Below are 24,562 nucleotides of genomic sequence, written 5' to 3' on the forward strand. Positions count from 1 at the left end.
AGCCATTGAGGTACGGGCCGCCAATGCGACTCACGGCCCGTTTGGCATAAGCGCAGGCTGCCCTGCCTCGATCGCAGGTGGAATCGCCCCGCCCCGGCGGCTCACGCCGCCGACAGTACCTCGACGATCTTGCGATCGAACGCGCGGCCCTCCTGATCGAACAGATGGCAATGCTCCGGCTCCGAGCCGAGTCTCAACGCCTCACCCCGCTCATGCCGCTCGAGCGGGGGAATGCGCGCGATCAGTCCGTCGGGCGCCACCGGGGAATCCGCGTAAAGATAGGCGGCGTCGCCAAGCGACTCGACCGCGGTCACCGTCGCGGCCACACCGAACTCGCTGCCACCCGCGGCGCGTACGTGCAAGTGCTCGGGGCGAACACCGACCGTGACGGGCTCGCCCTCGCGTACGCCGCGCGGCTCCACGGCCACTTGTTGCATCTCGCCGGTTTCGTAGCGCACGAGCACGCCATCGGGCCCTGAGCTTTGCACGACGCCTGCAAGGAAATTCATCTTCGGCGAACCGATGAAACCCGCCACGAAGCGGTTCGCAGGCGCGTGGTAAAGACGGTTCGGGCTGCCGACTTGTTCGACGTTGCCGGCGGACATCACGACGATCTTGTCGGCCAGCGTCATCGCTTCGACCTGATCGTGCGTCACGTAGATCATCGTGGTCTTCAAATCGTCGTGCAGCCGCGCGAATTCGAGCCGCATCTTCACGCGCAGCGCCGCATCGAGGTTCGAGAGCGGCTCGTCGAAAAGAAACACCTTGGGCTTGCGCGTAATCGCACGCCCGATCGCCACGCGCTGCCGCTGGCCGCCCGACAGCTGCTTCGGTTTGCGGTCGAGCAGGTGATCGATATGCAGAATCTTCGCGGCGTTGCGCACGGCCTCGTCGATCTCGGCCTTCTTCGTGCCCGCGAGTTTGAGGCCGAACGCCATGTTGTCGTAGAGCGACATATGCGGATAAAGCGCGTACGACTGGAACACCATGGCGATGCCGCGCTTGGCGGGCGGCACCTCGTTCATGCGCGCGCCGTCGATGGTCAGCTCGCCGCCGCTGATGTCCTCGAGGCCCGCGATCATCCTGAGCAACGTCGATTTCCCGCAGCCGCTCGGACCGACGAACACGACGAACTCGCCATCGGCAATATCGAGATTCACATTGCGCAGCACTTCGTTTTCGTCGTAGCGCTTCGCAATGCCGCGCAAGGTTACGCTTGCCATGATTCGTCTCCTTTCATATCGGTCGATGCCCGTGCGAACGCGTCGCCCGAGTCGAGCCATCGGTCGACGAGCGCCGGCAGGCGGCGCATGTCGTCGAATACGTGTCGTGCGCCCGCAGCCGTGAGCGCATCGACGTGTTGATGAGTCGCATGCCCGCCACCGACGAAGCCGAGCGCCGTCATACCCGCGGCACTCGCGGCCGCGACCCCGGCCACGCTGTCCTCGACGACGAGGCATGCCTGCGGCGCCACGCCCAAATGATCTGCCGCGGCAAGGTAGACATCGGGCGCAGGCTTCGGCCGCGCGACGCGATCGGCGCAAAAGAGCCTGTCGCCGAAAAAGCGCGCGAGCCCGGTGCGGGCCAGCACGGCCTCGACATAGCCCGTGTAGCTGTTGCTCGCGCAAGCCTTCGTCAGCGAAACGGCGTCGAGCGCCACTTCGACGCCCGCGACGATGGGCGCGTCGCGCGCCGCGGCTTCGACACTGCGCCTGATCGCTTCGATCTCGTCGCCGCGCAACGTCTTGCCGAGCTCGGCCGCGCTGTCGCCGAGCACGCGCTCGATACGCAGCCCCAGCAGCGGCATCACGACAGGCTCCACGTCGACATCGGGCCATCGCGCGCTGAGTTCGGCGATCAGCATCTGTGCCGCGACCGCTTCGCTGTCGATGAGTACCCCATCGCAATCGCAAATCAACAGCCGGTCGGGGCGAGCAGCGATCGATCCCGTCATTTCACGGCTCCGAACGTCAAGCCGCGAACGAGCTGCTTCTGCGAGACCCAGCCGACGAGCAGAATCGGCGCGACGGCCAGCAGCGATGCAGCCGACAGCTTCGCCCAGAAGAGGCCCTCCGGGCTCGAGTACGAGGCGATGAACACAGTCAGCGGCGCCGCATGCGAGCTCGACAGATTGATGCTCCAGAACGCCTCGTTCCACGAAAGTATGACGAGCAACAGCGCGGTGGACGCGAGCCCCGGCAATGCCATCGGCGTGAGCAGATAGACGATTTCCTGCCAGGTCGACGCGCCGTCGATGCGGCCTGCCTCGAGGATGTCGCGCGGAATTTCGTTGAAGTACGTGAATGCCATCCAGACCGCGATAGGCAGGTTCATCAACGAATAGACGATGACGAGGCCCCAGACCGTATCGAGCAGTCCGAGGTTCTTCCAGAGCAAGTAGATCGGCACGAGTACGCCGACGGATGGCATCATCTTCGTCGAGAGCATCCACAACAGCAGCTTTTGCGTGCGCCGCGTCGGGAAAAACGCCATCGTATAGGCGGCCGGCACCGCGAACGCGAGGCACAACAGCGTAACGCCGGCCGAGATCAGAATCGAGTTGCGCGCGAAAGCAAAGTAATCGCTGCGGGCAAAAACCTCCCTGAAGCTGTCGAACGTCGGCGAAAAAATGAGCGAAGAGGCATAGGCGTCGCGCTCCGTCTTGAATGCGGTGATCGTCATCCAGAAGATCGGAAAGAACAGCGCGAGCGAGATCAGCCACGCGAATGTGCCCGGTATCGCGCGCTTGAGCGCGGCGAGCGACGGCAATGGCCACCCCGTGCGGGCGGCAGGCAGCGTCGGATGGCTCATTTGTCGTACTCCCCTTTGAGGTTTTTCGCGAGCATGCGCACGAGAAAGAACGCGACGACATTCGCGAGCACGACGGCGAGAATGCCGCCCGCCGACGCGAGCCCGACATCGAACTGCTGCAGACCGAGCGCATAGATGAGGTACGACAGGATCGTCGTCGCATTGCCCGGGCCGCCCGAGGTCGTCGTATAGATCTCGGCGAAGATCGACAGCAGGAAAATCGTCTCCATCATGACTACCACCGCAATGGCTCGCCGCAGGTGCGGCAGCGTGATGAAGAAGAACATGGCGATGGGGCCGGCGCCGTCGATGCGCGCGGCTTCTTTTTGCTCTTCGTCGAGCGATTGAATCGCCGTGAACAAAATCAGAAACGCGAATGGCAGCCATTGCCAGGCGACGATCACGATGATCGAGAACAGCGGGTAGTCGGCCAGCCAATCGACGGGCTGCATACCGAAAGCACGCATCAGGTCGGCCATGATGCCGTAGACCGGATGCAGCATCATGTTCTTCCAGATGAGCGCGCTGACCGTGGGCATGACGAAGAACGGCGCGATCGCGAACAGGCGTGCAATACCCTGGCCGATGAATTTCCGATCGAAGAGTACCGCCATCAACACACCGCCGACGACCGTAATGCCGAGCACCGACCCGATCAGCTCGAGCGTGTGCACGATCGAGGGCATGAACGCCGGATCGGTGATCAGATAGCGGTAGTTGTCGAGGCCGGCAAACCCGGTGGCATCGGGATTGAGCAGGTTGTAGCGCGAGAACGAGTACCAGATCGTCATCGCGAGCGGAATCGTCATCCAGAGCACGAGAACCGCGACGGAAGGCATCGCGAGCCAGCGTGTCGGCAATGCGCGCCGCTCGGGACTCGGCACGGCGGCCTCGTTCTCCGCATGCACCATGGGAAGGTGAAGATGTCGCATCGTTAAGGCCTCCTGATCTTCCGTCACCTCGTTACATCGGCCCGGCCCGTCTTGCTCGGCGTGCCGGGCGAACGGCGCGGGACCCGACGATGCGCATGGCACGCATGGCATGCATGGCACGTATTGCGCGCATCGTCCGATCGATTACTGCGTTTCGGGTCCCGCTGCCGCGGGTGCGTCTTGCCGGTTACTTTTGATAGCCCGCCTGCCGCACCGCGCGATCGGCCGCCGCGTTACCGGCCGCAAGCGCCTGATCGACGGACATCTGGCCCGCGAGCGCGCCCGAGACGCTCTGCCCGACTACCGTACCGAACGATTGAAACTCAGGAATGCCAACGAACTGCACGCCGGTGTAGGGAACGGGCTTCAACGTCGGGTGATTCGGGTCGGCCGTCTCGATCGCCTTCAGCACGAAGTCGGAGAACGGCGCCGCCTGCTTGTACTCGGCGCGCGCATATGTCGATTGGCGCGTGCCGGGCGGCACGGAAGCCCAGCCTTCGTCCTTGGCCACGAGTTCGATATAGGGCTTGCCCGTCGCCCAACCGATGAACTTCTTCGCGGCATCCTGCTGCTTGGACGTCTTCGGAATGGCGAGCGCCCAGGCCCACAACCAGTGCGAGCCGTTCGCCGTGGCTTCCGTCGGCGCTGCGGCGAAGCCGATCTTGTCGGCCACCTGCGACTGCTGCTTGTTATAGAGCATGCCGGCAGCCACCGTCGCGTCGATCCACATCGCGCACTTGCCCGAGGACATCAGCGTCAGGTTTTCATTGAAGCCGTTCGAGCTGGCGCCCGGGGGGCCATCCTTTTTCATCAGATCGACATAGGTGCTGACGGCCTTTTTCCATTCGGGCGTGGTCAGTTGCGCGTGCCACTTTTCGTCGAACCAGCGGCCGCCGTAAGCATTGACACGCGTCGTCAGGTAGGCCATGTTTTCACCCCAACCCGCCTTGCCGCGCAAGCAGATGCCGTAGATGCCGGCCGACTTGTCCGTCAGCTTGTCGGCAAATTGCGCGATCTGATCGTAGGTCGGATTCGGCGGCATCGTCAGGCCCTTCGCCGCGAACAAATCCTTGCGGTAGAACGTCATCGAGCTTTCCGCGTAAAACGGCAGCGCGTAAAGCGTACCGCCGGACGAAAGGCTGTCGCGCACGGGTTTGAGCACGTCGTTCAGATCGTAGTCAGCGGGCAGATTCGTCATCGGCGAGAGCCAGCCGCGCTTGCCCCACTGCGGAGCCTCGTAGGCGCCGATCATCATGACGTCGAACTGGCCGCTGCCCGTCGTGATATCGGTCGTGGCGCGTTGGCGCAGCACGTTTTCCTCGAGCACGACCCAATTGAGCTTGATATCCGGATTGGCCTTTTCGAACTCGGCCGAGAGCTTTTTCATCTCGAGCATGTCGGGATTGTTCACGACAGCGATCGTGACGGTCGCAGCCGATGCGGCACTGGCGGCGCCTCCCGCCGCGCAAGCCAGCACAGCGGCGCCCAACGCCTTGTATGCAAAACGGCGGGCGGTACCGAATTCAGGTTGCATCGTGTGTCTCCTAGTCTTGTACGTTGTAGGGAACTGCTCGGGCTCACGCCGCATCCGTCAGCCTTTGTTGTAGGCGCGCATGCGGCAAAGGTCTAGCTCATCCAGTTGCCGCCATCGACATTGAGGGTTTGCGCCGTGATGTAGTCGGCGTCGGCCGAGGCCAGAAAGAGCGCGGCGCCCGTGAGATCGGCGGGTACGCCCATGCGACCCAGCGGCACGGCCTCGCCCACGAGGCGTTTTTTCTCGCCGAGCGGCCGGTTTTCGTAGCGCGCGAACAAGGCGTCGACCTCGTTCCACATCGGCGTATCGATCACGCCGGGTGCGATGCCGTTGACGTTGATGCCGTGCGGTGCGAGGGCCAGAGCGGCCGATTGCGTATAACTGAGCACGGCGGCCTTCGTTGCGCAGTAGTGCGAGACGAGCGCTTCGCCGCGGCGCCCCGCCTGCGAGGACATATTGATGATCTTCCCGCCCCGGTCCTGCTCGACCATGCGGCGGGCCACCGCTTGCATCATGAAGAACATGCCTTTCACGTTGACGGCGTAGAGCTTGTCGAAGATGTCCCACGATTCGTCGAGCAGCGGGCGCATGTCGAAGATGGCGGCGTTGTTGAACAGGATGTCGATGCCTCCGAAGCGCTCCACCGTGGAAGCGACGATGCGTTCGATGTCCTCGCGGCGCGTGATGTCGGCGGTGAGCGCATGGACATGTTCGGGATGACGCTCAGCGAGCGATGCAGCGGCACCGCCGGGCTTGACATCGACGAGCACGCAGCGCGCGCCTTCGCTCAGATAACGGACGGCGACGGCCTCGCCGATTCCGCTCGCGGCGCCCGTTACGATCGCCACCTTCTCGTGCAATTTCACGAAACGTCTCCGTGGGTAGTGAAGTGACCCGTTTTTTTCGGTGAGCTATCGCTCATTCGCAGAGCATTTGCTCGTTTTGTGATCGAATGATCGGATACGCGTTCGGGCCTGTCAAGCGTGAGGAAGCGGTTTCGATGTTGCAGTGCGGGAGAGCTTCCTGCCCGACTTGCCCTCGGCGCCCGCGGGTGTCATGCAAATGAATTACACTTCAGCGATTGACTATGGGAGAACGACATGACGGCAAGCGCATTAGTGCAGACGCGCATCGACCCGGTACTCAAAGACCGTGCGACAGCGGTGCTGGAAAAGATGGGGCTGACGATATCGGACGCGATGCGGATTTTGCTGACCCGCATCGCGAACGAAGGCGCGCTGCCCTTAGGATTGACGACCGACCCGGCTGCGCACGACGCTTGGTTCCGCGCGCGGGTGAGAGAGGCATTGGAAGACGATCGTCCCGTTGTTCAGGACGAGGAAGTCGAAGCCCATTTCGCTGAACGACGTGCGGCAGCGGCCGCCAAAACCCGAAAGGACTCTACGTGAACGTTAAGTGGTCGCGTTGCGCTATAGATGACCGAGACGACATTTTCGAAACGCCAAACACCCTTAGCACCGCTGCCCCAGCACATCATCCATCAACGGCACTGCGGCGAGCGCAAGCAGCACCGTTGCGAGTGGCACCGTCGATACGAAGCCGAGATGCTTGAACCCGATCGCGCCCGCCAGACCGCCGCAGGTGAACGCGGCCAGGAGCGATGCCAGTAGCGCCAGCCGCTGCCGGTCGCAGCGCACGAACAGCGGATCGAGCGCTGCGTCGCCGCGCGCGCCGTTCCAGTAAAACAGCCTGCCCAGTTCGATGCCGAGATCGGTGACCAGACCGGTCATGTGCGTCGTACGAATTTCCGCCTTGGAAATCTTGGTGATCATCGCGTTTTGCAGCCCCATCACGAAGCACAGCAGCGCCACGGTGGCCGGTACGAACAACACCCGATGCAGTTCGAGATTCGAGCCCAGCAGCCCGAAACATACCAGTAGCATGGCCTCGAGCATCAGCGGCATCGCATAGAGGCTCGTCAGCGAGCGACGTCGGCCCCAATTGATCAGGATCGCGGAAGTCGCCGCGCCGCACAGGAACGAGAGCAAAGACGTGATACACGTTGCGGCCGCCGCGATGCTGCCGAGGGCCAGATTGTCAGCGAGCGAAGAGACGATCCCCGACATATGCGACGTGTATTGACCCACTGCCAGGAAGCCGCCCGCGTTGGCCGCCCCGGCGACAAACGCGAGCGAGCGCCCGAGCCGACGATTGGCTTCGTCGGTACGCTCGGGCATCGTGAACCCGCGGAGATATTGGATCGGCATGCTGAACGGCTCGCGCGTCGTCGGAACGACGTTAAAGGGCGCGCGCAACGGACGCCGCAATGGCAGACATACGCATTGGCGCGCAGCAAATCGTAGCACGCCGCCGATCGTCTCGCCGAACCGTCCGTCTTAGGCGAACGCGAGCGATAAGGCCCGCGCGTGGTGCGCGATGTGATCCTCGATGAACGTTTCGATGAAGTAATAGCCGTGGTCGTAGCCTTCATGCCGGCGCAGCGTCAGCGGCTGGCCGGCCGACAGGCATGCGGCTTCGAAGACATCCGGATGCAGTTGCTCCACACGGAATTTATCGGCGACGCCCTGATCGATGAGAATGCCATCCTCGAAACGGGTCGAACCGGGCCGCCCGACGAGTTCGCTTGCGTCATATTGCCGCCATGCATCGCGGTCGTCGCCGAGGTAGCCTGAAAACGCCTTTTGCCCCCACGGGCAGCGCATCGGCGCCGAAATAGGCGCGAATGCCGATACCGATCGATAAAGGCCGGGGTTGCGCAAAGCGAGCACCAGCGCCCCATGACCGCCCATCGAGTGTCCGCAAATCGACAGCCGCGAGCCGTCGATCGGCAGCTCCGCGAGCACCGTCTCGCGCAACTCGTCGCGCACGTACGAGTACATCTTGTAGTGGTTCGACCACGGCTCGCGCGTAGCATCGACGTAAAAGCCCGCCCCAACGCCGAAATCCCAGTTCTCGGCGTCGCCTTCGATGTTCGCGCCGCGCGGGCTCGTGTCAGGCGAGATCAGCGCCATGCCCAGCCGCGCGGCGAAGCGCTGCGCACCCGCCTTGATCGGAAACGTCTCTTCCGTGCTCGTCAGGCCCGCAAGATAGAACAGCGCCGGCACACGGCCATGTTGCGCATGCGGCGGCAAATAGACCGAGAACTGCATCGGCAGCCCGATCGTTTTCGACTCGTGCCGATAAAAACGCTGCTGCCCGCCATGACAGGCGTGCGACGAGAGCAATTCGAGCATATGCGTCTCCTTCAATAGAGCACGACCGAGCGAATCGATTCGCCCTTTTTCATCAGGTCGAAACCTTCGTTGATCCGCTCGAGCGGCAGGGTGTGCGTGATGAGGTCGTCGATGTTGATCTTGCCTTCCATGTACCAGTCGACGATCTTCGGCACATCGGTGCGTCCGCGCGCGCCGCCGAATGCGGAACCCTTCCATTCGCGTCCGGTGACCAGTTGAAACGGACGCGTGCTGATCTCCTGCCCCGCGGCCGCGACGCCGATGATGAACGATTGCCCCCATCCCTTGTGCGTGCATTCGAGCGCCTGGCGCATCAGTTGGACATTGCCCACGCATTCGAACGAGTAGTCCGCGCCGCCGTCCGTCAACTGGACGATATGGTCGACCACGTTGTCGACCTCGTTCGGGTTGATGAAGTGCGTCATCCCGAACTTCTTCGCGAGTTCGACTCGCTTCGGATTGATGTCGATCCCGATGATCTTGTCCGCGCCCACCATCTTCGCGCCCTGAATCACATTGAGGCCAATTCCGCCGAGCCCGAACACGACCACATTGGCACCCGCTTCGACCTTCGCCGAATAGACGACCGCGCCGACACCCGTCGTCACGCCGCAGCCGATGTAGCAGACCTTGTCGAACGGTGCGTCCTCCCGGATCTTCGCAACCGCGATTTCCGGCACGACGATGTAGTTCGAGAACGTCGACGTGCCCATGTAATGGAAAATCGGCTTGCCGTCGATCGAAAAGCGCGACGTCGCGTCAGGCATCAGGCCCTTGCCCTGCGTGGCGCGAATCTTCTGGCAGAGGTTCGTCTTGCGCGACAGGCAGAACTTGCATTCGCGGCATTCCGGCGTGTAAAGCGGGATGACGTGATCGCCCTTTTTGAGCGTGCCCACGCCTGGGCCGACATCGACGACGATGCCCGCGCCCTCATGCCCGAGAATCGCCGGAAAAATCCCTTCGGGATCGGCACCGGACAACGTGTAGTAGTCCGTGTGGCAAATACCGGTGGCCTTGACCTCGATCAATACCTCGCCCGCACGCGGTCCCGCGAGTTCGACCTCTTCGATCGTGAGCGGGGCGCCCGACTTCCATGCGATTGCGGCTTTCGTTTTCATCTACACGTGCTCCTGAGTTGTTTCTTGGGCGTGGTTTGGTCGGCCTACATGCCTTCGCCACGCGGCGACGGCCATGATCGCGCAAATCCGCTTCTCGCGCGAGCCACCGTGCGACGCGCGTCGATGATTTCTCGACATGCCGGAGCCTCTTCGCTCGAAGACCGGCATCACCGCTTGGCCACATCGAACCAGCTTTCCGTACGCCCATATAAATCGAGAAACCGCGCATATCGCGCGGCCAGCGCCGCATCGCCGCTCGGGCTCGCCACTGGCTCGGCGGGCGGCGCAAGCGCCGGCAGGTCCGCTTCGCGCCAGTGGCCGCTCGCCAGCCCCGCGATCAGTCCCGCACCGCGAGCGCCGACGTTGGGGCAATCCACAGCGTCGAGTTCGGCATCGAGCGCATCGGCAAGCAATTGCCGCCAGCGCGGATCGACCGAGCCGCCACCCGCCAGCCGCAAGCGATCGACCTCGCGCCCCGGTTGCGGCGGACTTTGCCCCGCATCGGCGCGGATCGCATCGAGCCCCGCACGCAGCGCGAATGCGACGCCTTCGAACGCCGCGCGCATCATCGTGCCGCGTGTGTCGTCGAGGCCGAGGCCTAGCCAGCCGCCGCGCGCGGCCGGGTTCATCCAGGGCGAGCGCTCGCCGCTCAGGTAAGGCAGGAATGTCACGGCTGAGCGTGTCGTCTCCGTGCTGGTCAGGCCGAACGCGTCCGCATAGGCAGCGGGCCAGTCAACGTAACCGAGCCAGGCGCGCACGTGCTCGAGCGCGACACCCACGTTCTGCATCGCCGCCATGCGGTACCACTGCCCCGTTGCCGTCCGATAGCGATGCAACCCGCGTGCGGGCCGGGGCTCGTTCGTCGCCAGAACCACGATCTGCCCTCCGCTGCCCGTGGTCACGAGCGCATCTCCGTCGTGCGCGAGGCCGCTGCCGAGTGCGGCGCTCGCCGTGTCGGCCGCACCCACCGCGAGCGGAATGCCGGCTGGCAGACCGAGCGAGCGCGCCGCCTCGGCCGATAGTTCGCCCGCCGCCGCATACGAATGAGGCGCGAGCGGCGCGAACCACTGGCGCGGCAACCCAAGTGCGGCAATGCGCTCGTCGTCCCACGCCCCCGAAGCATCGGTAAGCGCGGTTGCGCAGGCGTCCGACGGATCGCTGAGTGCGGCTCCGCCCAATGCCACGCGCAGCCAATCCTTCGGTTGCAACGCCCAGCGCGTCGCGGCCACCGCCCTCGGCTCGTTTTCCACGATCCACCGTAAGAGCGGCCCCGCCATGCCGGGCGCGACGGGGTTGGGCTGCGGCTCGGGCCACGCATCGAGTAAGCCCGCGGCGCGCGTGTCGGGCCAGAGCATCGCCGGGCGCACTGCGCGGCCCTGCTCGTCCGTCAGTACCACGCCGTGCATCTGGCCCGCGATGCCGATGGCTTTAACGCCTGCCCGCTCCTCGTGTGGCAGAGCCGCCGCGGCGTCGATGAGGGCTCGCCACCACGCCTCGACCGGGGTTTGCGCCCATCCGGGCTGCGGTGTCTCGACCGCATAGGCCGCGCCGGACGCGGCCCGTTCGTGCCCGTCTTCGTCGAGGATCGCAAGCTTGAGCGAGGCGGTGCCAAGGTCGATACCGAGAAATCGCATGGTGAAGGAAACCGGTTTTTTGGAGCGGATGGGGGTTGGCGCGGCGCGGGAACGGCGAGCGCAACACATGATAGCGGGTGCCGTCAGGCTGCACCGTGCAGCGAACCTCGAGGCCGTCCGTCGCACGGCGCACTCGCGATCGAACTCGATCTCCAACTCGAATCACACTGCGGTCGCGAACGAACGGCTGAGCGACGATATGTTCAGGACTCCGAATTGACCGGTGGGACAAATGGTCGCGCCATGTCCCTATTTTTTTCCTACTTGCGCCTACGACCTGAGCGGCCCGTCTGGTGTGGTTCTCAGGGGCGTTGGCCATTGATAGCCGCAATTCATCAGATCTTTGAATTGATCGAATTAGACCAATTTAAGCCTTCATATCGGGGCATGCTACGCCGTCCAATGTCTTTAGGATTCAATCTACCGAGAGGTTCCGAGAGTCCTGGTCAAGTTAATGGATTTCCCGAATCTCCCTAAAGGGGTCGGCGTCGGCAGCCGTAAACAAGCCGAGAGGCCCATTGGTCCTCCCGGCGTGCTCGCGCTGCGATAGTCGCTGATTACTTCGGATTCCTAACTTTCTTTGGAGCTCACCATGCTGCGTTTCATCATGTCCCTGTCGCGCGACGAGCGCGGCGTTAGCGCGCTCGAATATGCCATTCTCGCGGCGATCGTGGTTGCTGCGCTCGTCTCGGTCGGTACTGTCTTTAGCGGCGCCGATGGATTGTCGGCTCTGTTCACCACCCTGTTTACGAAGATCAAGGCCCAGCTTCCCGCGTAAGCGGTCGGATGGATGCCCGTTGCTGCACGCAGCCTCGGGCCCATCAGCAACTGGTGCGTCCTTTTGCCGCCAGGAGAGTTCGTCATGGATCCGATCAAAGCGATGGCATACCTCGTCCTTGCCGTGCTCGCACTCTCGGATCTTCGCCGGCGGCGTCTGCCCAATGTCTGGGTATCTGCGTTCGCCGCGCTCTATCTACTGGAGGCGGCACTGAACGGCAGCGCGCTCCCGGAAATTGCCGCGCACGCCGCGCTCGGCGCGTTTTCGCTCGGCCTCGCCGCTGTGTTTTTTCGGCTGGGCTGGCTCGGAGGCGGTGACGTGAAGTTCGGTGCGGCCGTCTTGCTTTGGTGCGGCCCCGCTTACGCCCTCGCACTACTCGTCATCGTTTCAGTGTCCGGCGCCCTCCTCGGCCTTTCAATGCTCGCACTCGCGTTTGCACTTCGCCACCCCGCTTGCAGCGGTGTCGCCCGACGCACGACCTGCCTCTCCGCGTCCCGCGGCGTCCCCTATGGACTCCCACTCGCGCTAGGGGGAGCCATAGCAGTGCTGCTGCAGCCGACAGCCGGTATTCGTGCCGTAGCCACGCTGCTGACATCCTCGTTCGGTCATCCACTCGGTCTCGCGCTAATCGGCCATGCGCGATTTGCCTAACGAGAACGCGCCGTCCCTATGCCAAACATTCTGAAGCTTGCCGCGCTCATCGCCGTTGCCGCGATTGGTGCTTTCGTCATTCGCGCGCTGTTCATCGCGGCTTCGGCGCCCGGCGTTGCGAAGCCCGCTGCGCTCGTGCGCGTGCGCGCCGCAGCGGACGAGCTGCCCGACGGTCTGCTGTTGAGAGAGTCCGACCTCGTCTGGAAAGCGGTACCACGCGATCAGATCCCGGCCGGCGCGCTGTTGGAAGGCTCGCCCGAAGCCGGCGCAAACAATGACCTGAAAGGTGATTTGCTGCGTCACGCCGTGCATGCGGGCACGCCACTCGGCCTCACCGATGTCATCTTGCCCAGCGCGCCCGGCTTTCTTGCCGCGGCGCTCAAGCCAGGCATGCGCGCAATCTCGGTATCTATCGACGACGTTTCCGGCAACGCAGGACTCATTCAACCGGGCGACTTTGTCGACGTGCTGCTCACGCAGCAAATTCGCGCCGATGCGGGCGTCGATGTTCCGCCGGCGCGGGCTGTGGAATCCGAAACGGTTGCGGAACGCGTGCGCGTGCTTGCGGTCGGCTCTGCCTTCAAACGTCCGAAGGACGATGCGGCGGCCTCGACTACGAACGTGCGAACGGCGACTTTCGAAGTCACACCGGCCGGCGCGCAGTCGATCACCGTGGCTGCGCATCTCGGCACGCTCTCGCTTGCGCTGCGCAGCTTTGCGACGCGCGACAAGCACGGCTCCGACGCCGAAGACGTCTCACGCGCGCAAACGCCGCCCGTCTGGGCCGGCGACGTGTCGCGTGCGCTAAAGGCCGTGGCTCCGCCTGCCGCAACACCCGGCAGACCAGCGGCACAAGTCCGGCAAGTCATGATCTATCGCGGCTCGAAGGCCGAACTGGCAGGCGGCTCGGCACAAAACGGCGCACCGCCGGGCGGACAGCCGCTGCCGCCATTGCCGCCCGGTACGCCAGCGGGCGTGCCCGCCCGTACCGCAAACGAACCCGCTACCCCTGCAGGAACATAGGACTCACATGGCCAGCCTCACACGCGCCAATCCGTTCGCACGCCGCGCACGCCATCGCCCGGCCACGCTCGCCGAACTCGCGACGCAGCTCGCGCATTTTGGCGCGCTCGCCGCATTCCTTTGCATTGCGATGCTCGCCGGCGCGCGTGCGGCATCGGCCGACGAACCGGACGCATTGTCCGTCGCGGCGGGCGGTGGGACGATGATCTCGCTGCCCGAGCCGGCCGTGGCCGTCTTCGTGGCGGACCCCGATATCGCCGATGTCCATGTGCCCACGCCGCGTTCCGTTTTCGTGCTCGGCAAGAAGGCCGGCACGACGACGCTCTTTGCATTGGGCGCAAACAATCGACAAATCCTGCGCAAGACGATCAGCGTGTCCACGGACACGGGTTCCGTTCAGCGGCTCTTGGATACGCGCTTTCCGCAGTTGGGCGTGCATGTGACGAGCGCGCCCGGCTCGCTGATGGTAAGCGGCTCGGTGCCGAGCGCGGCCGATGCCGACGCCGTCGTCCAGACGCTGCAGCCCTATTTGCACGCCAAGGAGCAACTGGTCAACCGGATGACGGTCGCGCATCCGATTCAGGTACTGCTGCGCGTTCGCATCACTGAAGTCGATCGCAACATCACGCATCAGCTCGGCGTCGACTGGAACGCGTTGGGCAAGAACGGCAACTTTTTCGGTGGCCTGTTCAACGGGCGCGCAATCTTCGACTCGACTACCAACCTTTTCAACCTGTCGTCGACGGGCGCGTACTCAGTGCTCGGCGGGTTCAAGGCTGGCGGCACGCAGATCGAGGGCGTCCTGGACGCGCTCGACAAGGAAGGGTTGATCACGATGCTGGCCGAACCCAATCTGACCGCCGTCTCGGGACAAACTGCGAGCTTCCTCGCGGGCGGTGAACTACCGATTCCCGTTCCGCAGACCGGCTCGACGAGCACGATCACAATCGAATATAAGCCCTACGGCGTCTCGCTCAATTTCACGCCGACCGTCATGGCGGATAACCGCATCAGCCTTAGCGTGCGCCCCGAAGTGAGCCAGATCGATCCGACGAACAGCATCACGCTGAACTCGATCGTCGTGCCCGCGCTAACGGTGCGCCGTATGGAAACTACGGTGGAGCTGTCGAGCGGGCAAAGCTTCGCCATCGGCGGTTTGTTGCAAAGCACGTCGAGCGATGTCCTGTCCGAGCTGCCGGGCCTCGGCCGGCTGCCGGTGCTCGGCAAGCTGTTTTCCTCGACGAGCTACCAGAACAACAAGACCGAGCTCGTCGTCATCGTCACGCCTTACATCGTCGGCCCGACCGGCCCAGGACAATTGCACGGCGCGCTCGACGACATCATGCGCCCGAGCACCGACGTCGAATTCGCCGTCCAGCATTCGCTCGGAGCGGATCCGCTGTCGGGGCAGTCGCCTCGCCTCGTCGGCGCCGCCGGCTTCGTCTACTGAGCAGGAGAACCCGGACCATGATGAACTCACGGCACATCCTCATCGTTACCGTCTTCGCCGGCGCCGCGAGCATCGGCCTCACGTCCTGCATGTCGGCGCCGCTCGGCATGCCCGACGCGTCGGTGATCGGCTACGTGCCCGGGGAAAACGGCGGACATGCGGTCCCGCCCTCATGCGAGGCACTCAACGAAGCGGCGCCGATGCGAGACGCCGGGATGCAACGCCCAGGTGTGGCGTTCGGCTGCGCCACGTATTCGAATCTCGCGGCAATGGTCGCACGCCCCGCCGATTTCGTGAGCCCCCGCCCATACGCCGGGGCTGACGCCCCGCTGGCCGCAAGCGCTGTGCGGCGCTACGAAGAAGGCCGCGCAATGCCGCTGAGCGGAGCCTATAGCGGCAATTCGGCGTCTTCCTCGTCTTCTTCGCCCGCGGCATCGCCGGCGGGTTCACAGTAACGGAGACGACCAGCATGGGCGCTCACGAAACCAGTCTGTTCAAACGCCACGCGCGCCCTTCCGGCGCGGAGAAGCTCATTGCGGTCGTCACCGACGCCACCAGCGCCGAGGTCATCAACAACGTAGTCGTCGATGAAGGCATCGCGACCTCGCACGTCACACTGGGTTCGCTCGACGATGCAGTGGGCGTCATGACTGCGCTCAAGGAGTCTCCGCACTACCTGATCATCGATGTGTCAGGCTCTGCCATGCCGATTTCCGATCTCATGCGGCTCGCGGATGTCGTGGACCCATCGGTCACGGTCGTCGCAATCGGCGAGCGCAATGACGTCGGCCTTTTCCGAAACCTGCTGCAACTCGGCATACGCGACTATCTCGTCAAACCGCTCACGGTCGAGCTGGTCAGGCGTGCGCTCGCCGCAAACGACGCGAGCACTTCGCCGCGAATGGGCAAGGCGCTGAGCTTCGCGGGCACGCGAGGCGGCGTCGGCGTGACGACGATTGCGACGGCGCTTGCGAGCCACCTCGCCGACAAGACGCGCCGCCGCATCGCATACATCGACCTCGACCCGTACGGCGGCGCAGCAGCCTCGATGTTCGGCGTATCCGCCACGAGCGGTCTCATCGAACTGCTGCAAAACCCGCATCGGCTCGACCAACAGCTGATCAACCAGGCGTTCATCGCGCAGAGCGATCGCTTGTTCGTCCTGGCCTCCGAACTACCGTACAACCAGGATTTTTCGTTGCGCGCGGGGGCGCTCTCCGAACTCATCGCCATGCTCAAGCGCCACTTCCATTACATCGTGATGGATTTGCCGCATCGGGGCGGCATGCTGATCGACGAAGCGTTCGAGGCAAGCGCGATGATCCATGTCGTAGCGGACCTCTCTGTGCACTCGACGCGCGAAGCGGCGCGCCTGTGCCAGTTCGCCGAAGCACGCGACGCGAATCCCGCGATATCGGTACTCGTAAACGAGTCGAGACAGCCCGTGCCCGGCCGCGTGAATTCGAAGGATTTCGTCGGTGCGCTCGCGCGGGGATCGGTCCATTCGCTGCCGTACGAGCCGCAGACGCTGGCGCTTGCCGAAAATCTCGGAGAGGCGCTCGCCAGCACGCAGCGTTCGCCGTTCGCAGCGGCGATCGTCGCGCTCGCCAACTCGATCACCGGCAACGAGGAAGCAGCGACACCGGCGCGCACACCCTGGTATCGGCGTCTCGCGCCCGCACGGAGGGCAAGCTGATGTTCGGCCGCCGCAACGGGTTGCTGAGCGCCGATCCGGCAACGGACACGGACGATCTGCCGGCCTCGCCGGCCGAGCCAGCGTACGCCGCGCCTGTGGCCGGAAGCTTGCGCGACGGGAGCGCCAGCACCGCGGCCTCCGCGGCAATTCACGCCCCCTCGGTCGCGAGCGTGTCGGACCGCCACGAAGCGGTCATCCGCTCCGACACATTCAAGACGATACGCACGGCGGTCTTCTCGTCGATGAATATGTCCGCCGCACTGATGATGTCGCGCAGCGACGTGCGCGCCGGCATCGAGCAGATCGCGGCCGAGACGATCGCACGGGACAGGCTGACGCTGACGCTCGGCGAACAGACGCTGATCGTCGACGAGATCGTCAACGACATGTTCGGCATCGGGCCGATCGAGCCGTTGCTGGCCGACGAACGGGTGACCGACATCCTCGTGAACGGGCCCGATCACGTCTATGTCGAGCGCGGCGGCCGTCTCGAGTTGACGCCGTTGAAGTTCCGCGACAACGCACACGTCATCAACGTCGCGCAGCGCATCGCAGCCGCCGTCGGTCGGCGCGTGGACGAAAGCAGCCCGATGGTGGACGCGCGACTGGCCGACGGCAGCCGCGTGAACGTCGTACTGCCGCCCATCGCGTTGCGCGGCGCCTCCATCTCGATCCGCAAATTCGCCAAGCGCAATATCACGCTGGGCCGCATGGCGCAGCAGGGCAACATCTCGACGGCAATGGTCGACGTGCTGAGGATCGCCACCGCATGCCGCCTGAACGTCGTGATTTCAGGCGGTACGGGCTCCGGCAAGACGACACTCCTGAACGCGCTCTCGCGTTTCATCGACGAAAGCGAGCGGGTCGTCACGATCGAAGACGCGGCCGAACTGCAACTGCAGCAGCCTCATGTAGTCAGCCTCGAAACGCGGCCCGAGAACAGCGAAGGGCTTGGCGGCGTTTCTCAGCGAGACCTCGTGCGCAACGCGCTGCGGATGCGCCCCGACCGCATCATTCTCGGCGAGACGCGCGGCACGGAAGCGTTCGACGTGCTGCAAGCGATGAATACGGGCCACGACGGCTCGATGACGACGGTCCATGCGAACACACCGCGCGACGCGATCACGCGACTCGAAAGCATGGTGATGATGGCCAACGGCAATTTACCGCTGATGTCGATTCGCAGACAGATTGCGAGTGCAGTCCATCTGATCTTGCAAGTCGAGCGCATGCGCGACGGTGTGCGGCGCGTGACGCATGTCACCGAGATCGCGGGCATGGAAGGCGACGTCGTGATTACGCAAGACCTTTTCACGTTTCGCTACAACGCAAGCGCCTATGAAGAGCAAGTGCGCGGTGCGTTCGAATGCTCGTCGCTGCGACCTGTTTTCGCGCAACGGGCTATCTACTACGGACTCGAAGAGGCGCTGCTCGCAGCGATGCAATCATGAGACCGGTGGACGTCGTCACCGCCGGTGCATTCTTTGCACTCGTCGTGCTGGGCCTCATCGTGAGGTCCGTGCGTCAAATGGCGCGGCAGCAACCGGCCACGCGCATTCGGACGCGCATTGCCGAACTGGGTGACGAACAGCAGGTCGCCACGACGCGACGCAGCGACAAGGAAGGGCAAGACAAACAGCACGAGCTGCTCAAGCGCAAGCGCCGCCTGCCCGATCAGGCGGCACTGCTGGCCCCGTTCGTGGCGAAGTACGAACGCGTTCGCACGGTCGGCGGCGCGGCGGGCATACGGCTCATCTGCGTCGTCGGTGTCGTGGCGCTCGTCGCGTCGTTCGTCGGCGCGACGTCGTTCTCGTTGGGCCCGTTGGCGCGTCTCGCGATTTCAGTCGGCGCGACTGTTATCGCAATGCGCGCCGCTTACCGATGGGTCATCGGGCGGTTCCGACTGCGCTTTCTCGCAGTCTTTCCCGACACACTCGATCTCATCATTCGCGCGGTGCGCGCAGGCATCCCCGCGGTTCAAGCCATCTGCATTGCGGGCGTCGAAAGCGAAGAACCCGTGCGAACGACGTTTCGCACGATGGGCGATGCACTGCTCGTGGGCGCGGAGCTGAAGGAAGTGCTCGAACAGGCGGCAGCGCGTTTGCAGATCGCCGATTTTTCGTTTTTCACAGTCTGCCTGATCCTTCAACGCGAAACAGGCGGCAACCTCGGGGAGACCCTCGAGACCCTGGCGGCCATTGTGCGCTCGCGGCGCGACATCCGCGCAAAGAGCAAGGCGTTGACGGCCGAAGGCAAGCTCGCCAGCAAAATGATCGCGGCCGTCCCGTTCGTGATCATGGGCGTGTTTTATGTCGTGAATCGGCCGTACCTCGAAGTGCTCACGAATACGCACGCAGGTCACAAGATACTGGCGCTCGCGGCCGGGTTGATGACGGCCGGCTTGTGGCTGATCAGCAAGATTGCCAACCTGGATACTTCGCGATGATGAATGCCGACTTCTGGCGCAACGCCGCCTTGCTCTTGTTGCTTGCCGTCATCACGTTGTGGCTCGTCTTGCGCGGCACGAGCAAGCGCGCGCGCATCGCCCAACGGGTCCGGCAAAGCACGGTGCGCGGCGGCAGCAACGCCCAGACCGCCGCGGCCGCGATCAATGTGCCGAAACGGCTCGCCACACGCGTGGCCTCGATTGGCGAGCGCATGCCTGTCGTGCAGGCGGAAGACCGTGCGAAGCTCGCGACACGACTGGCCAGTGCCGGCTTTCGCGACCGGCGCGCCGTAGCGGTGATGTCGGGACTCAAGGTTGTCGTCGGCGCCTGCCTCGCTTTGAGCGCGATCGCGCTCGGCGGGCATCTGCCTAAACTCGGGCAATTCTTTATGTTCCGCGTTCTGCTGATGGCCGGCGCCTTCGTGATCGGCATGATGCTGCCGGAGTACGCAATGGGTTTTCTCATCCGGCGCCGCCGCCGGGCGATCGCCGTTGCCCTGCCCGATGCGCTCGACCTGCTTGTCATCTGCACGAACGCCGGCAACAGCCTCGTAGTAGCGATCAAGCGCGTCGCAACCGAGCTGCGGATCATCTGCCCGCCGCTAGCCGACGAACTCAGCGTGACCGCGGACGAGCTCAGCCTCGGCGGCGATAGCGGTCTCGCGCTGCACGCCATGGCGGGACGCATCGGCCTGTCCTCGGTGCGCGCGCTCGTGACCACGCTCGTGCAGGCCCAGAAGTACGGCACGCCGATCACACAGGCGCTGCGCACGTTATCGCGTACGGAGCGCTCGATGCAAATGGTCGCGCTCGAAGAAAAGGCCGCGAAGCTCGCACCGAAGATGACGCTGCCGATGATGCTGTTCATCATGCCGACCGTGGCGCTCATTGCGGTCGGCCCGGCCGCCATCCGGCTCGTCGCCGTATTTCGTCACCATTGAATGGCCGTTTCCGTTTTGTTTTTGGTTTTTGTTTTTGTTTCTGGAGGTGGCATGACCACACCCCGCCCCACCCGCTCGAATCGCGCCTTGCTGGCGCTCTGCACGTCGATTGCGGCAGCGCTGCTCATGGCGGGCTGCGCGAGTAATCACTACGTGGTGCCGCAGCCGGTGCCCGTCAGCCATATTCCCGACGCGAACGCCGACTTGCATATAGCTGAAAGCGCGCTCGGAGCGGGCGACACCCAGTTGGCCCTCTCCCTCTTCGAGAAGCTTTTGAAGGCCGATCCGCAATCGCGGCCCGCGCAATTGGGTCTCGCCGATACGATCTATCAGACGGGCGACCTTGCCCGAGCCAGCGTGCTCTATGCGCGCGTCGCGGCTTCGGCCCCCGACGATCCGCGCACCCAACTGGGACTCGCGCGCATCGCGCTACGCCAGCGGCATTTGGGCGAAGCGGAGCAGCGCTACCGCAAGTTGACCTCGGCCTATCCCGATAACGCGGTGGCGGCCGAGGGACTCGGAGCGACGCTGGACCTGTTGGGCCGGCATGAAGAGGCGCAGGCTGTCTATCGCGCCGCGCTGGAACGCCACCCCGAAGTTCAGGGCCTCAAGGCAGACCTGGGGTTGTCGCTCGTGCTCTCGGGCCAGGCGCGAGCCGGCGCGAACGTATTGCTCGACATTGCGAGCCTGGCCGATGCGCCTCCGCAAGCGCGCCAGAACCTCGCGCTCGCCTATGGCTTGCTCGGCAACGGCGAGGCGGCCAAGCGCATTCTCGTATCGGAGATGCCGGCCGAATCGGCCGAAGACAATCTGCGTTTCTATCGCGACTTGCGTGAACGATTGACGGCACAAGTCGGCAGCGGCGCGCACGCGGTACCGGTGCCGGGAGACGGCATTTCGTCGGGCGGAGCCATTCGATGAAACCGCGTCGGCATCTCGGCAGGCATCGCCGCACACGCGCGGGCGGCATCGTCTCGCTCGAGTTCGTGCTCATGCTGCCGTTCTTGCTGATGCTGATGCTCGGGATCATCGACATGAGCCTGCTGCTTTGCGACAAGGCAATCATTACGAACGCCGCGGGCGCCGCGGCGCGTCAGGGCGTGGTGTTGCGTTCGACGCCCTACACAACGACCCAGATCCAGAACGTCGCGTTGACCTTCATGCAGGGCAGCCTCGTGAGTGGCGGGACGGCCACGACGCCGACAGTCACTCCGTCGGGCAGTTGCTTGACGATCGGCAGCGGCAATGCACTGCAAGTGACGATCAAGTACACGTATAACGGGCTCATGGTCGGCTCGGCATTCAGCGCGCTGACGGGTCCTCTCACGCTAACAGCCACGGCGGTAATGAACTGTGAATGAGCGCCTTTACTCGAGCGAACTCAATTCCGCTGCGATTGGGCCGTTAGCTGCTGGTCCCGGCCACTCGCGCCGGTGGCCAGGCCGTTCCAAAGAGCGTGGATCGGCTGCGCTCTGGTTCTTGTTCACCTTGCCGCTGTTGCTGATGTTCGGCGCTTTCGCGGTCGATGTTCCGCGCTTTTTCGCCGTCAGCCACGAATTGCAGAATGCAGCCGATGCAGCGGCGCTCGCCGGTGCCGGCGCGCTCACGACGGGTTCCACTGTGCCCAACTGGACGGCGGCCGCAGCATCTGCAACGGCCGCGGTCCCATTGAACATATCGGACGGCGTCAAGCTATCGACCGGAACGGTCAAGACCGGCTACTGGGACGTCGCCGCGACGTCCCCGACTTTGGTTGCGCCCAGCGCGGTCATCCTACCGCCTCTTTCAGGGCACATGCCCGAACCAGCCGTGCAGGTCACCGTCACGCGAGATGCGAGTACCAACGGCGGACTCGTCACACTCTTGCTCGGCGCGCTGCTCGGCATGCCGTCCACCTCCGATAGCGCAACGTCCGTCGCGGTCATTACGCCGCCCTCGGCGCTCCCGGCCGGCGGGCTTTTTCCCGTCGTAATGGATCAGTGCGTCTACAACCAATATTGGGACAGCACGACGAATCAGCCGAAGCTCGACGCGGCCGGCCAACCCAAATCGTTCTCAATCGGCAACGGCGCCACCTATGGCGGCTCATGCGAAGCCGGGCAGTGGACTTCGTTCAAAACCGTCGCAAACGATACGCCGACCATCCGCGGACTCATCACCAACGGCAATCCTACCGCGTTGTCGATTGGGGACAGCATCTACGTTCAGCCAGGCGTAAAAGACACGATCTACAGCAGCGTGCCGACGGGTGTCACCGTTGTTATGCCTGTCGGCACCAATGTTTCGACGAGCGGTAGCACGCCGATCGTCGCGTTCGCCGCCTTCCACATCGATACGTCGAACGGCGCCAGCTCCAAGTACATTACCGGCCATTTCGTCGCAGGCTTCAAGATACCCACTCAGGCATCGGGCATTGGCACCGGCTACGGCAGCTATGTGGCACCGCGGATCGCGTATTGAACATGCCCGGACCGACATCGCACCCGCAAGAGTCGCGCTATTGCTATCGGCGCTCATGCGTGATCGGCTGGACGATCATAGGCGGAGGGGTGCCAGCACCCGGTGCATACGGATTCCGTACCGGATCCATCTTGTAGGGACCTTAGCAAGTTTATGTTCAATCAATAAACTCGCATCTTAGCGGGACGTTCGCTGCCGTCAACAGTTAGCTTCGGACGGCGTCGTCCCCTCGCAGAGCGATCGAATTGCTGCGCCGACCCGTGCTCGCGGGATGTATAAAACGAAACCGGCGAGCTGGATTGCCGCTCGCCGGTTCAAAATCATTTTGAAAAGCGCGGCCGCCTCAACTAGCCGGCGCCTTCACCGCCGAAGCCCCGCCTTGCGGCACCTGGGCAGGCAACGACCCATAATCCGTCCCCGCGTCCGCCGGCCTCGGTGTCTCACCCGTCTGCTGCACCCACCCACCGCCGAGCGCCACATACAGATCAACAAGACTGGTCAGCCGTGCGACACGCGCATTGATCAGCGATTGCTGCGCCGAATACAAATTGGTCTGCGCGGTCAACACCTGCAGATAACTATCGACGCCATTCCGATACCGCAGCTGCGACAAATCAAGCGCCCGCTGCTCCGCATTCGTATTGCGCTCGAGCGCACCGATCTGCGCATCATAAGTACTCCGCGCCGCGAGCCCATCGGCCACATCCCGAAACGCCGACTGAATCGCCTTCTCATACTTCGCGATCTCGATCCGCTTCTGAATATTGGCAAGATCGAGATTTGCGATATTCCGCCCACCCTCAAAAATCGGCAGCGAAATTTGCGGTGTAAAACTCCAAGCCGCCGACCCAGGCTTGAACAATCCACCAAGCGTCAAGCTCTCGGTACCAGCCGAACCCGTCAGCGAAATCTTCGGGAAAAACGCCGCACGTGCCGCGCCGATATTCGCATTCGCCGCGCGCAGCGAAGCCTCCGCTTCCATGATGTCGGGTCGGCGCGTCAACAAATCGGACGGCAGCCCCGCCGGGATATCGCTCAAAAGCGCCTGATCGCCAAGCGAGCGGCCGGGCGGCAGATCGTCGGGCAGCGACTGCCCGATCAGCAGCGCGAGTGCGTTTTCCGCCTGCGCACGCGAACGGGCCTGTGCTTCGCGATTTGCCTTCGCCTGCTCGACGACCGTCTCCGCCTGACGCAACGAAAGCTCGGAGCCCGTGCCGTTATCGAATTGCAGCTTTGTCAGATCGTAGGAGCTCTGCGCCGATTTCAGCGTGTCTTCGGTCACCTTGAGCAGATCGTCGAACGCGAGCATCTGCAGATACTCGTCGGCCACCTGCGAGACGAGCGAAATCTCAGCCGCTTTGCGCGCCTGCGCCGTCGAGAGATATTGCTCGAGCGCCTGGTCCTTGAGACTGCGTATACGGCCCCAAAAGTCGATTTCCCAGGAAGCGTCGAGCCCGACCGAATATGTCCGCGAAATCGTCTTGCCGAAAAAGCTCAAATCCTTCGGCGTACGCGAGACGCTTTCCTGGCCCGACGCATCGAGCGTCGGGAACAGGTCGGCACGCGTGATGCGATATTGCGCACGCGCCTGATCGACATTGAGCACGGATACGCGCAAGTCCCGGTTGTTCGCCAGCGCGATCTCGATGAGCCGCTGCAAGCGCTCGTCGACGAAAAAGTTCTTCCAGCCGATATCGGCCGCCGCTTGACCGCCGGCACTGCGGCCCGGCGTGCCGGCCGGCTGCGTGGCATAAACGCCCGAACTCGGGAACGCCGCAGCTACCGGCGGCGCCGGGCGCTCGTACTTGGGCTGGAACGAGCAGCCCGCGGCAAACACCGCAACCGCGATCGCAATCAGGGAATGGTTTCGCAT

24 protein-coding genes are annotated in these 24,562 nt (G+C 63.8%); 13 read left to right on the forward strand and 11 right to left on the reverse strand.

The annotated features are described in order from the left end of the window. Positions 1-101 precede the first annotated feature (101 nt). From GWC77_RS13040 to GWC77_RS13065, 6 genes are all read right to left on the reverse strand, one after another. Positions 102-1,223: an ABC transporter ATP-binding protein gene (locus GWC77_RS13040; protein WP_173257337.1), complete on the reverse strand. Its 1,122-nt coding sequence runs from the start codon at positions 1,221-1,223 to the stop codon at positions 102-104. Next, positions 1,211-1,954 carry an HAD family phosphatase gene (locus tag GWC77_RS13045; protein WP_173257339.1) on the reverse strand — a complete coding sequence of 248 codons (744 nt, stop codon included), beginning with the start codon at positions 1,952-1,954 and terminating at the stop codon, positions 1,211-1,213. Before GWC77_RS13045 ends, GWC77_RS13040 begins: the two co-directional genes overlap by 13 nt. Further along, entirely contained in the window at positions 1,951-2,811 is an 861-nt protein-coding gene (locus GWC77_RS13050; RefSeq protein ID WP_173257341.1) for a carbohydrate ABC transporter permease, read from the reverse strand. Before GWC77_RS13050 ends, GWC77_RS13045 begins: the two co-directional genes overlap by 4 nt. Continuing rightward, the gene (locus GWC77_RS13055; RefSeq protein ID WP_173257343.1) at positions 2,808-3,743 is read right to left on the reverse strand and encodes a carbohydrate ABC transporter permease; all 936 of its coding nucleotides are present in this window, start codon (positions 3,741-3,743) and stop codon (positions 2,808-2,810) included. The genes GWC77_RS13050 and GWC77_RS13055 overlap by 4 nt, the downstream gene beginning before the upstream one ends. Before the next feature lie 187 nt (positions 3,744-3,930). Continuing rightward, complete coding sequence (locus tag GWC77_RS13060) at positions 3,931-5,277, reverse strand: sugar ABC transporter substrate-binding protein (protein WP_173257345.1); 1,347 nt, start codon at positions 5,275-5,277, stop codon at positions 3,931-3,933. Positions 5,278-5,369: 92 nt separating this feature from the next. Continuing rightward, positions 5,370-6,143: an L-iditol 2-dehydrogenase gene (locus tag GWC77_RS13065; RefSeq protein WP_173257347.1), complete on the reverse strand. Its 774-nt coding sequence runs from the start codon at positions 6,141-6,143 to the stop codon at positions 5,370-5,372. 234 nt (positions 6,144-6,377) lie between these two features. Here GWC77_RS13065 and GWC77_RS13070 point away from each other — a divergent pair, with 234 nt between their 5' ends. Continuing rightward, the gene (locus GWC77_RS13070) at positions 6,378-6,686 is read left to right on the forward strand and encodes a type II toxin-antitoxin system RelB/DinJ family antitoxin (RefSeq protein WP_173257349.1); all 309 of its coding nucleotides are present in this window, start codon (positions 6,378-6,380) and stop codon (positions 6,684-6,686) included. 63 nt (positions 6,687-6,749) lie between these two features. On the opposite strand, the gene GWC77_RS13075 is transcribed toward GWC77_RS13070, so the two are convergent. The 4 genes from GWC77_RS13075 to GWC77_RS13090 all read right to left on the reverse strand — a co-directional run bounded on the left by GWC77_RS13075 (position 6,750) and on the right by GWC77_RS13090 (position 11,244). After that, positions 6,750-7,505 (reverse strand): YoaK family protein, encoded by a 756-nt coding sequence (locus GWC77_RS13075; RefSeq protein ID WP_173257350.1) that lies wholly within the window; start codon positions 7,503-7,505, stop codon positions 6,750-6,752. A gap of 129 nt (positions 7,506-7,634) precedes the next feature. After that, a complete protein-coding gene (gene fghA, locus GWC77_RS13080) occupies positions 7,635-8,492 on the reverse strand; it encodes an S-formylglutathione hydrolase (RefSeq protein WP_173257351.1) in 858 nt (285 codons plus the stop codon). An 11-nt stretch (positions 8,493-8,503) separates the two neighbouring features. Next, positions 8,504-9,610: an S-(hydroxymethyl)glutathione dehydrogenase/class III alcohol dehydrogenase gene (locus GWC77_RS13085; RefSeq protein ID WP_173257352.1), complete on the reverse strand. Its 1,107-nt coding sequence runs from the start codon at positions 9,608-9,610 to the stop codon at positions 8,504-8,506. A 167-nt stretch (positions 9,611-9,777) separates the two neighbouring features. Further along, entirely contained in the window at positions 9,778-11,244 is a 1,467-nt protein-coding gene (locus GWC77_RS13090) for a xylulokinase (protein WP_173257353.1), read from the reverse strand. Positions 11,245-11,836: 592 nt separating this feature from the next. Between GWC77_RS13090 and GWC77_RS13095 the strand changes: the two genes are divergently transcribed. The 12 genes from GWC77_RS13095 to GWC77_RS13150 all read left to right on the forward strand — a co-directional run bounded on the left by GWC77_RS13095 (position 11,837) and on the right by GWC77_RS13150 (position 22,689). Continuing rightward, positions 11,837-12,022, forward strand: a complete 186-nt coding sequence (locus tag GWC77_RS13095; protein ID WP_173257354.1) for a Flp family type IVb pilin — start codon at positions 11,837-11,839, stop codon at positions 12,020-12,022. A gap of 84 nt (positions 12,023-12,106) precedes the next feature. Beyond that, complete coding sequence (locus tag GWC77_RS13100) at positions 12,107-12,673, forward strand: prepilin peptidase (protein ID WP_254366934.1); 567 nt, start codon at positions 12,107-12,109, stop codon at positions 12,671-12,673. Between the two features lie 18 nt (positions 12,674-12,691). Beyond that, entirely contained in the window at positions 12,692-13,696 is a 1,005-nt protein-coding gene (gene cpaB / locus GWC77_RS13105; protein ID WP_173257356.1) for a Flp pilus assembly protein CpaB, read from the forward strand. 130 nt (positions 13,697-13,826) lie between these two features. Then, the gene (locus tag GWC77_RS13110; RefSeq protein WP_254366938.1) at positions 13,827-15,146 is read left to right on the forward strand and encodes a type II and III secretion system protein family protein; all 1,320 of its coding nucleotides are present in this window, start codon (positions 13,827-13,829) and stop codon (positions 15,144-15,146) included. Positions 15,147-15,235: 89 nt separating this feature from the next. Then, complete coding sequence (locus GWC77_RS13115) at positions 15,236-15,601, forward strand: CpaD family pilus assembly lipoprotein (RefSeq protein ID WP_254366939.1); 366 nt, start codon at positions 15,236-15,238, stop codon at positions 15,599-15,601. A gap of 14 nt (positions 15,602-15,615) precedes the next feature. Continuing rightward, on the forward strand, positions 15,616-16,842 hold the full coding sequence (locus GWC77_RS13120) for an AAA family ATPase (RefSeq protein ID WP_173257361.1): 1,227 nt from the start codon (positions 15,616-15,618) through the stop codon (positions 16,840-16,842). Continuing rightward, positions 16,842-18,293 (forward strand): CpaF family protein, encoded by a 1,452-nt coding sequence (locus tag GWC77_RS13125; protein ID WP_254366935.1) that lies wholly within the window; start codon positions 16,842-16,844, stop codon positions 18,291-18,293. Before GWC77_RS13120 ends, GWC77_RS13125 begins: the two co-directional genes overlap by 1 nt. Next, entirely contained in the window at positions 18,290-19,288 is a 999-nt protein-coding gene (locus GWC77_RS13130; RefSeq protein ID WP_173257363.1) for a type II secretion system F family protein, read from the forward strand. Before GWC77_RS13125 ends, GWC77_RS13130 begins: the two co-directional genes overlap by 4 nt. Beyond that, the gene (locus GWC77_RS13135; protein WP_173257365.1) at positions 19,285-20,229 is read left to right on the forward strand and encodes a type II secretion system F family protein; all 945 of its coding nucleotides are present in this window, start codon (positions 19,285-19,287) and stop codon (positions 20,227-20,229) included. Before GWC77_RS13130 ends, GWC77_RS13135 begins: the two co-directional genes overlap by 4 nt. Before the next feature lie 51 nt (positions 20,230-20,280). Then, positions 20,281-21,150, forward strand: a complete 870-nt coding sequence (locus GWC77_RS13140; RefSeq protein ID WP_173257367.1) for a lipopolysaccharide assembly protein LapB — start codon at positions 20,281-20,283, stop codon at positions 21,148-21,150. After that, on the forward strand, positions 21,147-21,590 hold the full coding sequence (locus GWC77_RS13145; RefSeq protein ID WP_173257368.1) for a TadE/TadG family type IV pilus assembly protein: 444 nt from the start codon (positions 21,147-21,149) through the stop codon (positions 21,588-21,590). The genes GWC77_RS13140 and GWC77_RS13145 overlap by 4 nt, the downstream gene beginning before the upstream one ends. Positions 21,591-21,624: 34 nt before the next feature. Beyond that, on the forward strand, positions 21,625-22,689 hold the full coding sequence (locus tag GWC77_RS13150; RefSeq protein WP_367949044.1) for a TadE/TadG family type IV pilus assembly protein: 1,065 nt from the start codon (positions 21,625-21,627) through the stop codon (positions 22,687-22,689). 343 nt (positions 22,690-23,032) lie between these two features. On the opposite strand, the gene GWC77_RS13155 is transcribed toward GWC77_RS13150, so the two are convergent. Then, complete coding sequence (locus GWC77_RS13155) at positions 23,033-24,562, reverse strand: efflux transporter outer membrane subunit (RefSeq protein ID WP_173257435.1); 1,530 nt, start codon at positions 24,560-24,562, stop codon at positions 23,033-23,035.

Origin of the sequence: Paraburkholderia sp. NMBU_R16 (genome assembly GCF_013282575.1) — a bacterium.
Classification (GTDB): Bacteria; Pseudomonadota; Gammaproteobacteria; order Burkholderiales; family Burkholderiaceae; genus Trinickia.

Coding starts and splice junctions, on each gene's coding strand:
- GWC77_RS13040 (WP_173257337.1), bottom strand. CDS start 1,223: ATGGCAAGCGTAACCTTGCGCGGCATTGCGAAGCGCTACGACGAAAAC.
- GWC77_RS13045 (WP_173257339.1), bottom strand. CDS start 1,954: ATGACGGGATCGATCGCTGCTCGCCCCGACCGGCTGTTGATTTGCGAT.
- GWC77_RS13050 (WP_173257341.1), bottom strand. CDS start 2,811: ATGAGCCATCCGACGCTGCCTGCCGCCCGCACGGGGTGGCCATTGCCG.
- GWC77_RS13055 (WP_173257343.1), bottom strand. CDS start 3,743: ATGCGACATCTTCACCTTCCCATGGTGCATGCGGAGAACGAGGCCGCC.
- GWC77_RS13060 (WP_173257345.1), bottom strand. CDS start 5,277: ATGCAACCTGAATTCGGTACCGCCCGCCGTTTTGCATACAAGGCGTTG.
- GWC77_RS13070 (WP_173257349.1), top strand. CDS start 6,378: ATGACGGCAAGCGCATTAGTGCAGACGCGCATCGACCCGGTACTCAAA.
- GWC77_RS13075 (WP_173257350.1), bottom strand. CDS start 7,505: ATGCCGATCCAATATCTCCGCGGGTTCACGATGCCCGAGCGTACCGAC.
- fghA (WP_173257351.1), bottom strand. CDS start 8,492: ATGCTCGAATTGCTCTCGTCGCACGCCTGTCATGGCGGGCAGCAGCGT.
- GWC77_RS13085 (WP_173257352.1), bottom strand. CDS start 9,610: ATGAAAACGAAAGCCGCAATCGCATGGAAGTCGGGCGCCCCGCTCACG.
- GWC77_RS13090 (WP_173257353.1), bottom strand. CDS start 11,244: ATGCGATTTCTCGGTATCGACCTTGGCACCGCCTCGCTCAAGCTTGCG.
- GWC77_RS13095 (WP_173257354.1), top strand. CDS start 11,837: ATGCTGCGTTTCATCATGTCCCTGTCGCGCGACGAGCGCGGCGTTAGC.
- GWC77_RS13100 (WP_254366934.1), top strand. CDS start 12,107: ATGGATCCGATCAAAGCGATGGCATACCTCGTCCTTGCCGTGCTCGCA.
- cpaB (WP_173257356.1), top strand. CDS start 12,692: ATGCCAAACATTCTGAAGCTTGCCGCGCTCATCGCCGTTGCCGCGATT.
- GWC77_RS13110 (WP_254366938.1), top strand. CDS start 13,827: ATGCTCGCCGGCGCGCGTGCGGCATCGGCCGACGAACCGGACGCATTG.
- GWC77_RS13115 (WP_254366939.1), top strand. CDS start 15,236: ATGTCGGCGCCGCTCGGCATGCCCGACGCGTCGGTGATCGGCTACGTG.
- GWC77_RS13120 (WP_173257361.1), top strand. CDS start 15,616: ATGGGCGCTCACGAAACCAGTCTGTTCAAACGCCACGCGCGCCCTTCC.
- GWC77_RS13125 (WP_254366935.1), top strand. CDS start 16,842: ATGTTCGGCCGCCGCAACGGGTTGCTGAGCGCCGATCCGGCAACGGAC.
- GWC77_RS13130 (WP_173257363.1), top strand. CDS start 18,290: ATGAGACCGGTGGACGTCGTCACCGCCGGTGCATTCTTTGCACTCGTC.
- GWC77_RS13135 (WP_173257365.1), top strand. CDS start 19,285: ATGATGAATGCCGACTTCTGGCGCAACGCCGCCTTGCTCTTGTTGCTT.
- GWC77_RS13140 (WP_173257367.1), top strand. CDS start 20,281: ATGACCACACCCCGCCCCACCCGCTCGAATCGCGCCTTGCTGGCGCTC.
- GWC77_RS13145 (WP_173257368.1), top strand. CDS start 21,147: ATGAAACCGCGTCGGCATCTCGGCAGGCATCGCCGCACACGCGCGGGC.
- GWC77_RS13155 (WP_173257435.1), bottom strand. CDS start 24,562: ATGCGAAACCATTCCCTGATTGCGATCGCGGTTGCGGTGTTTGCCGCG.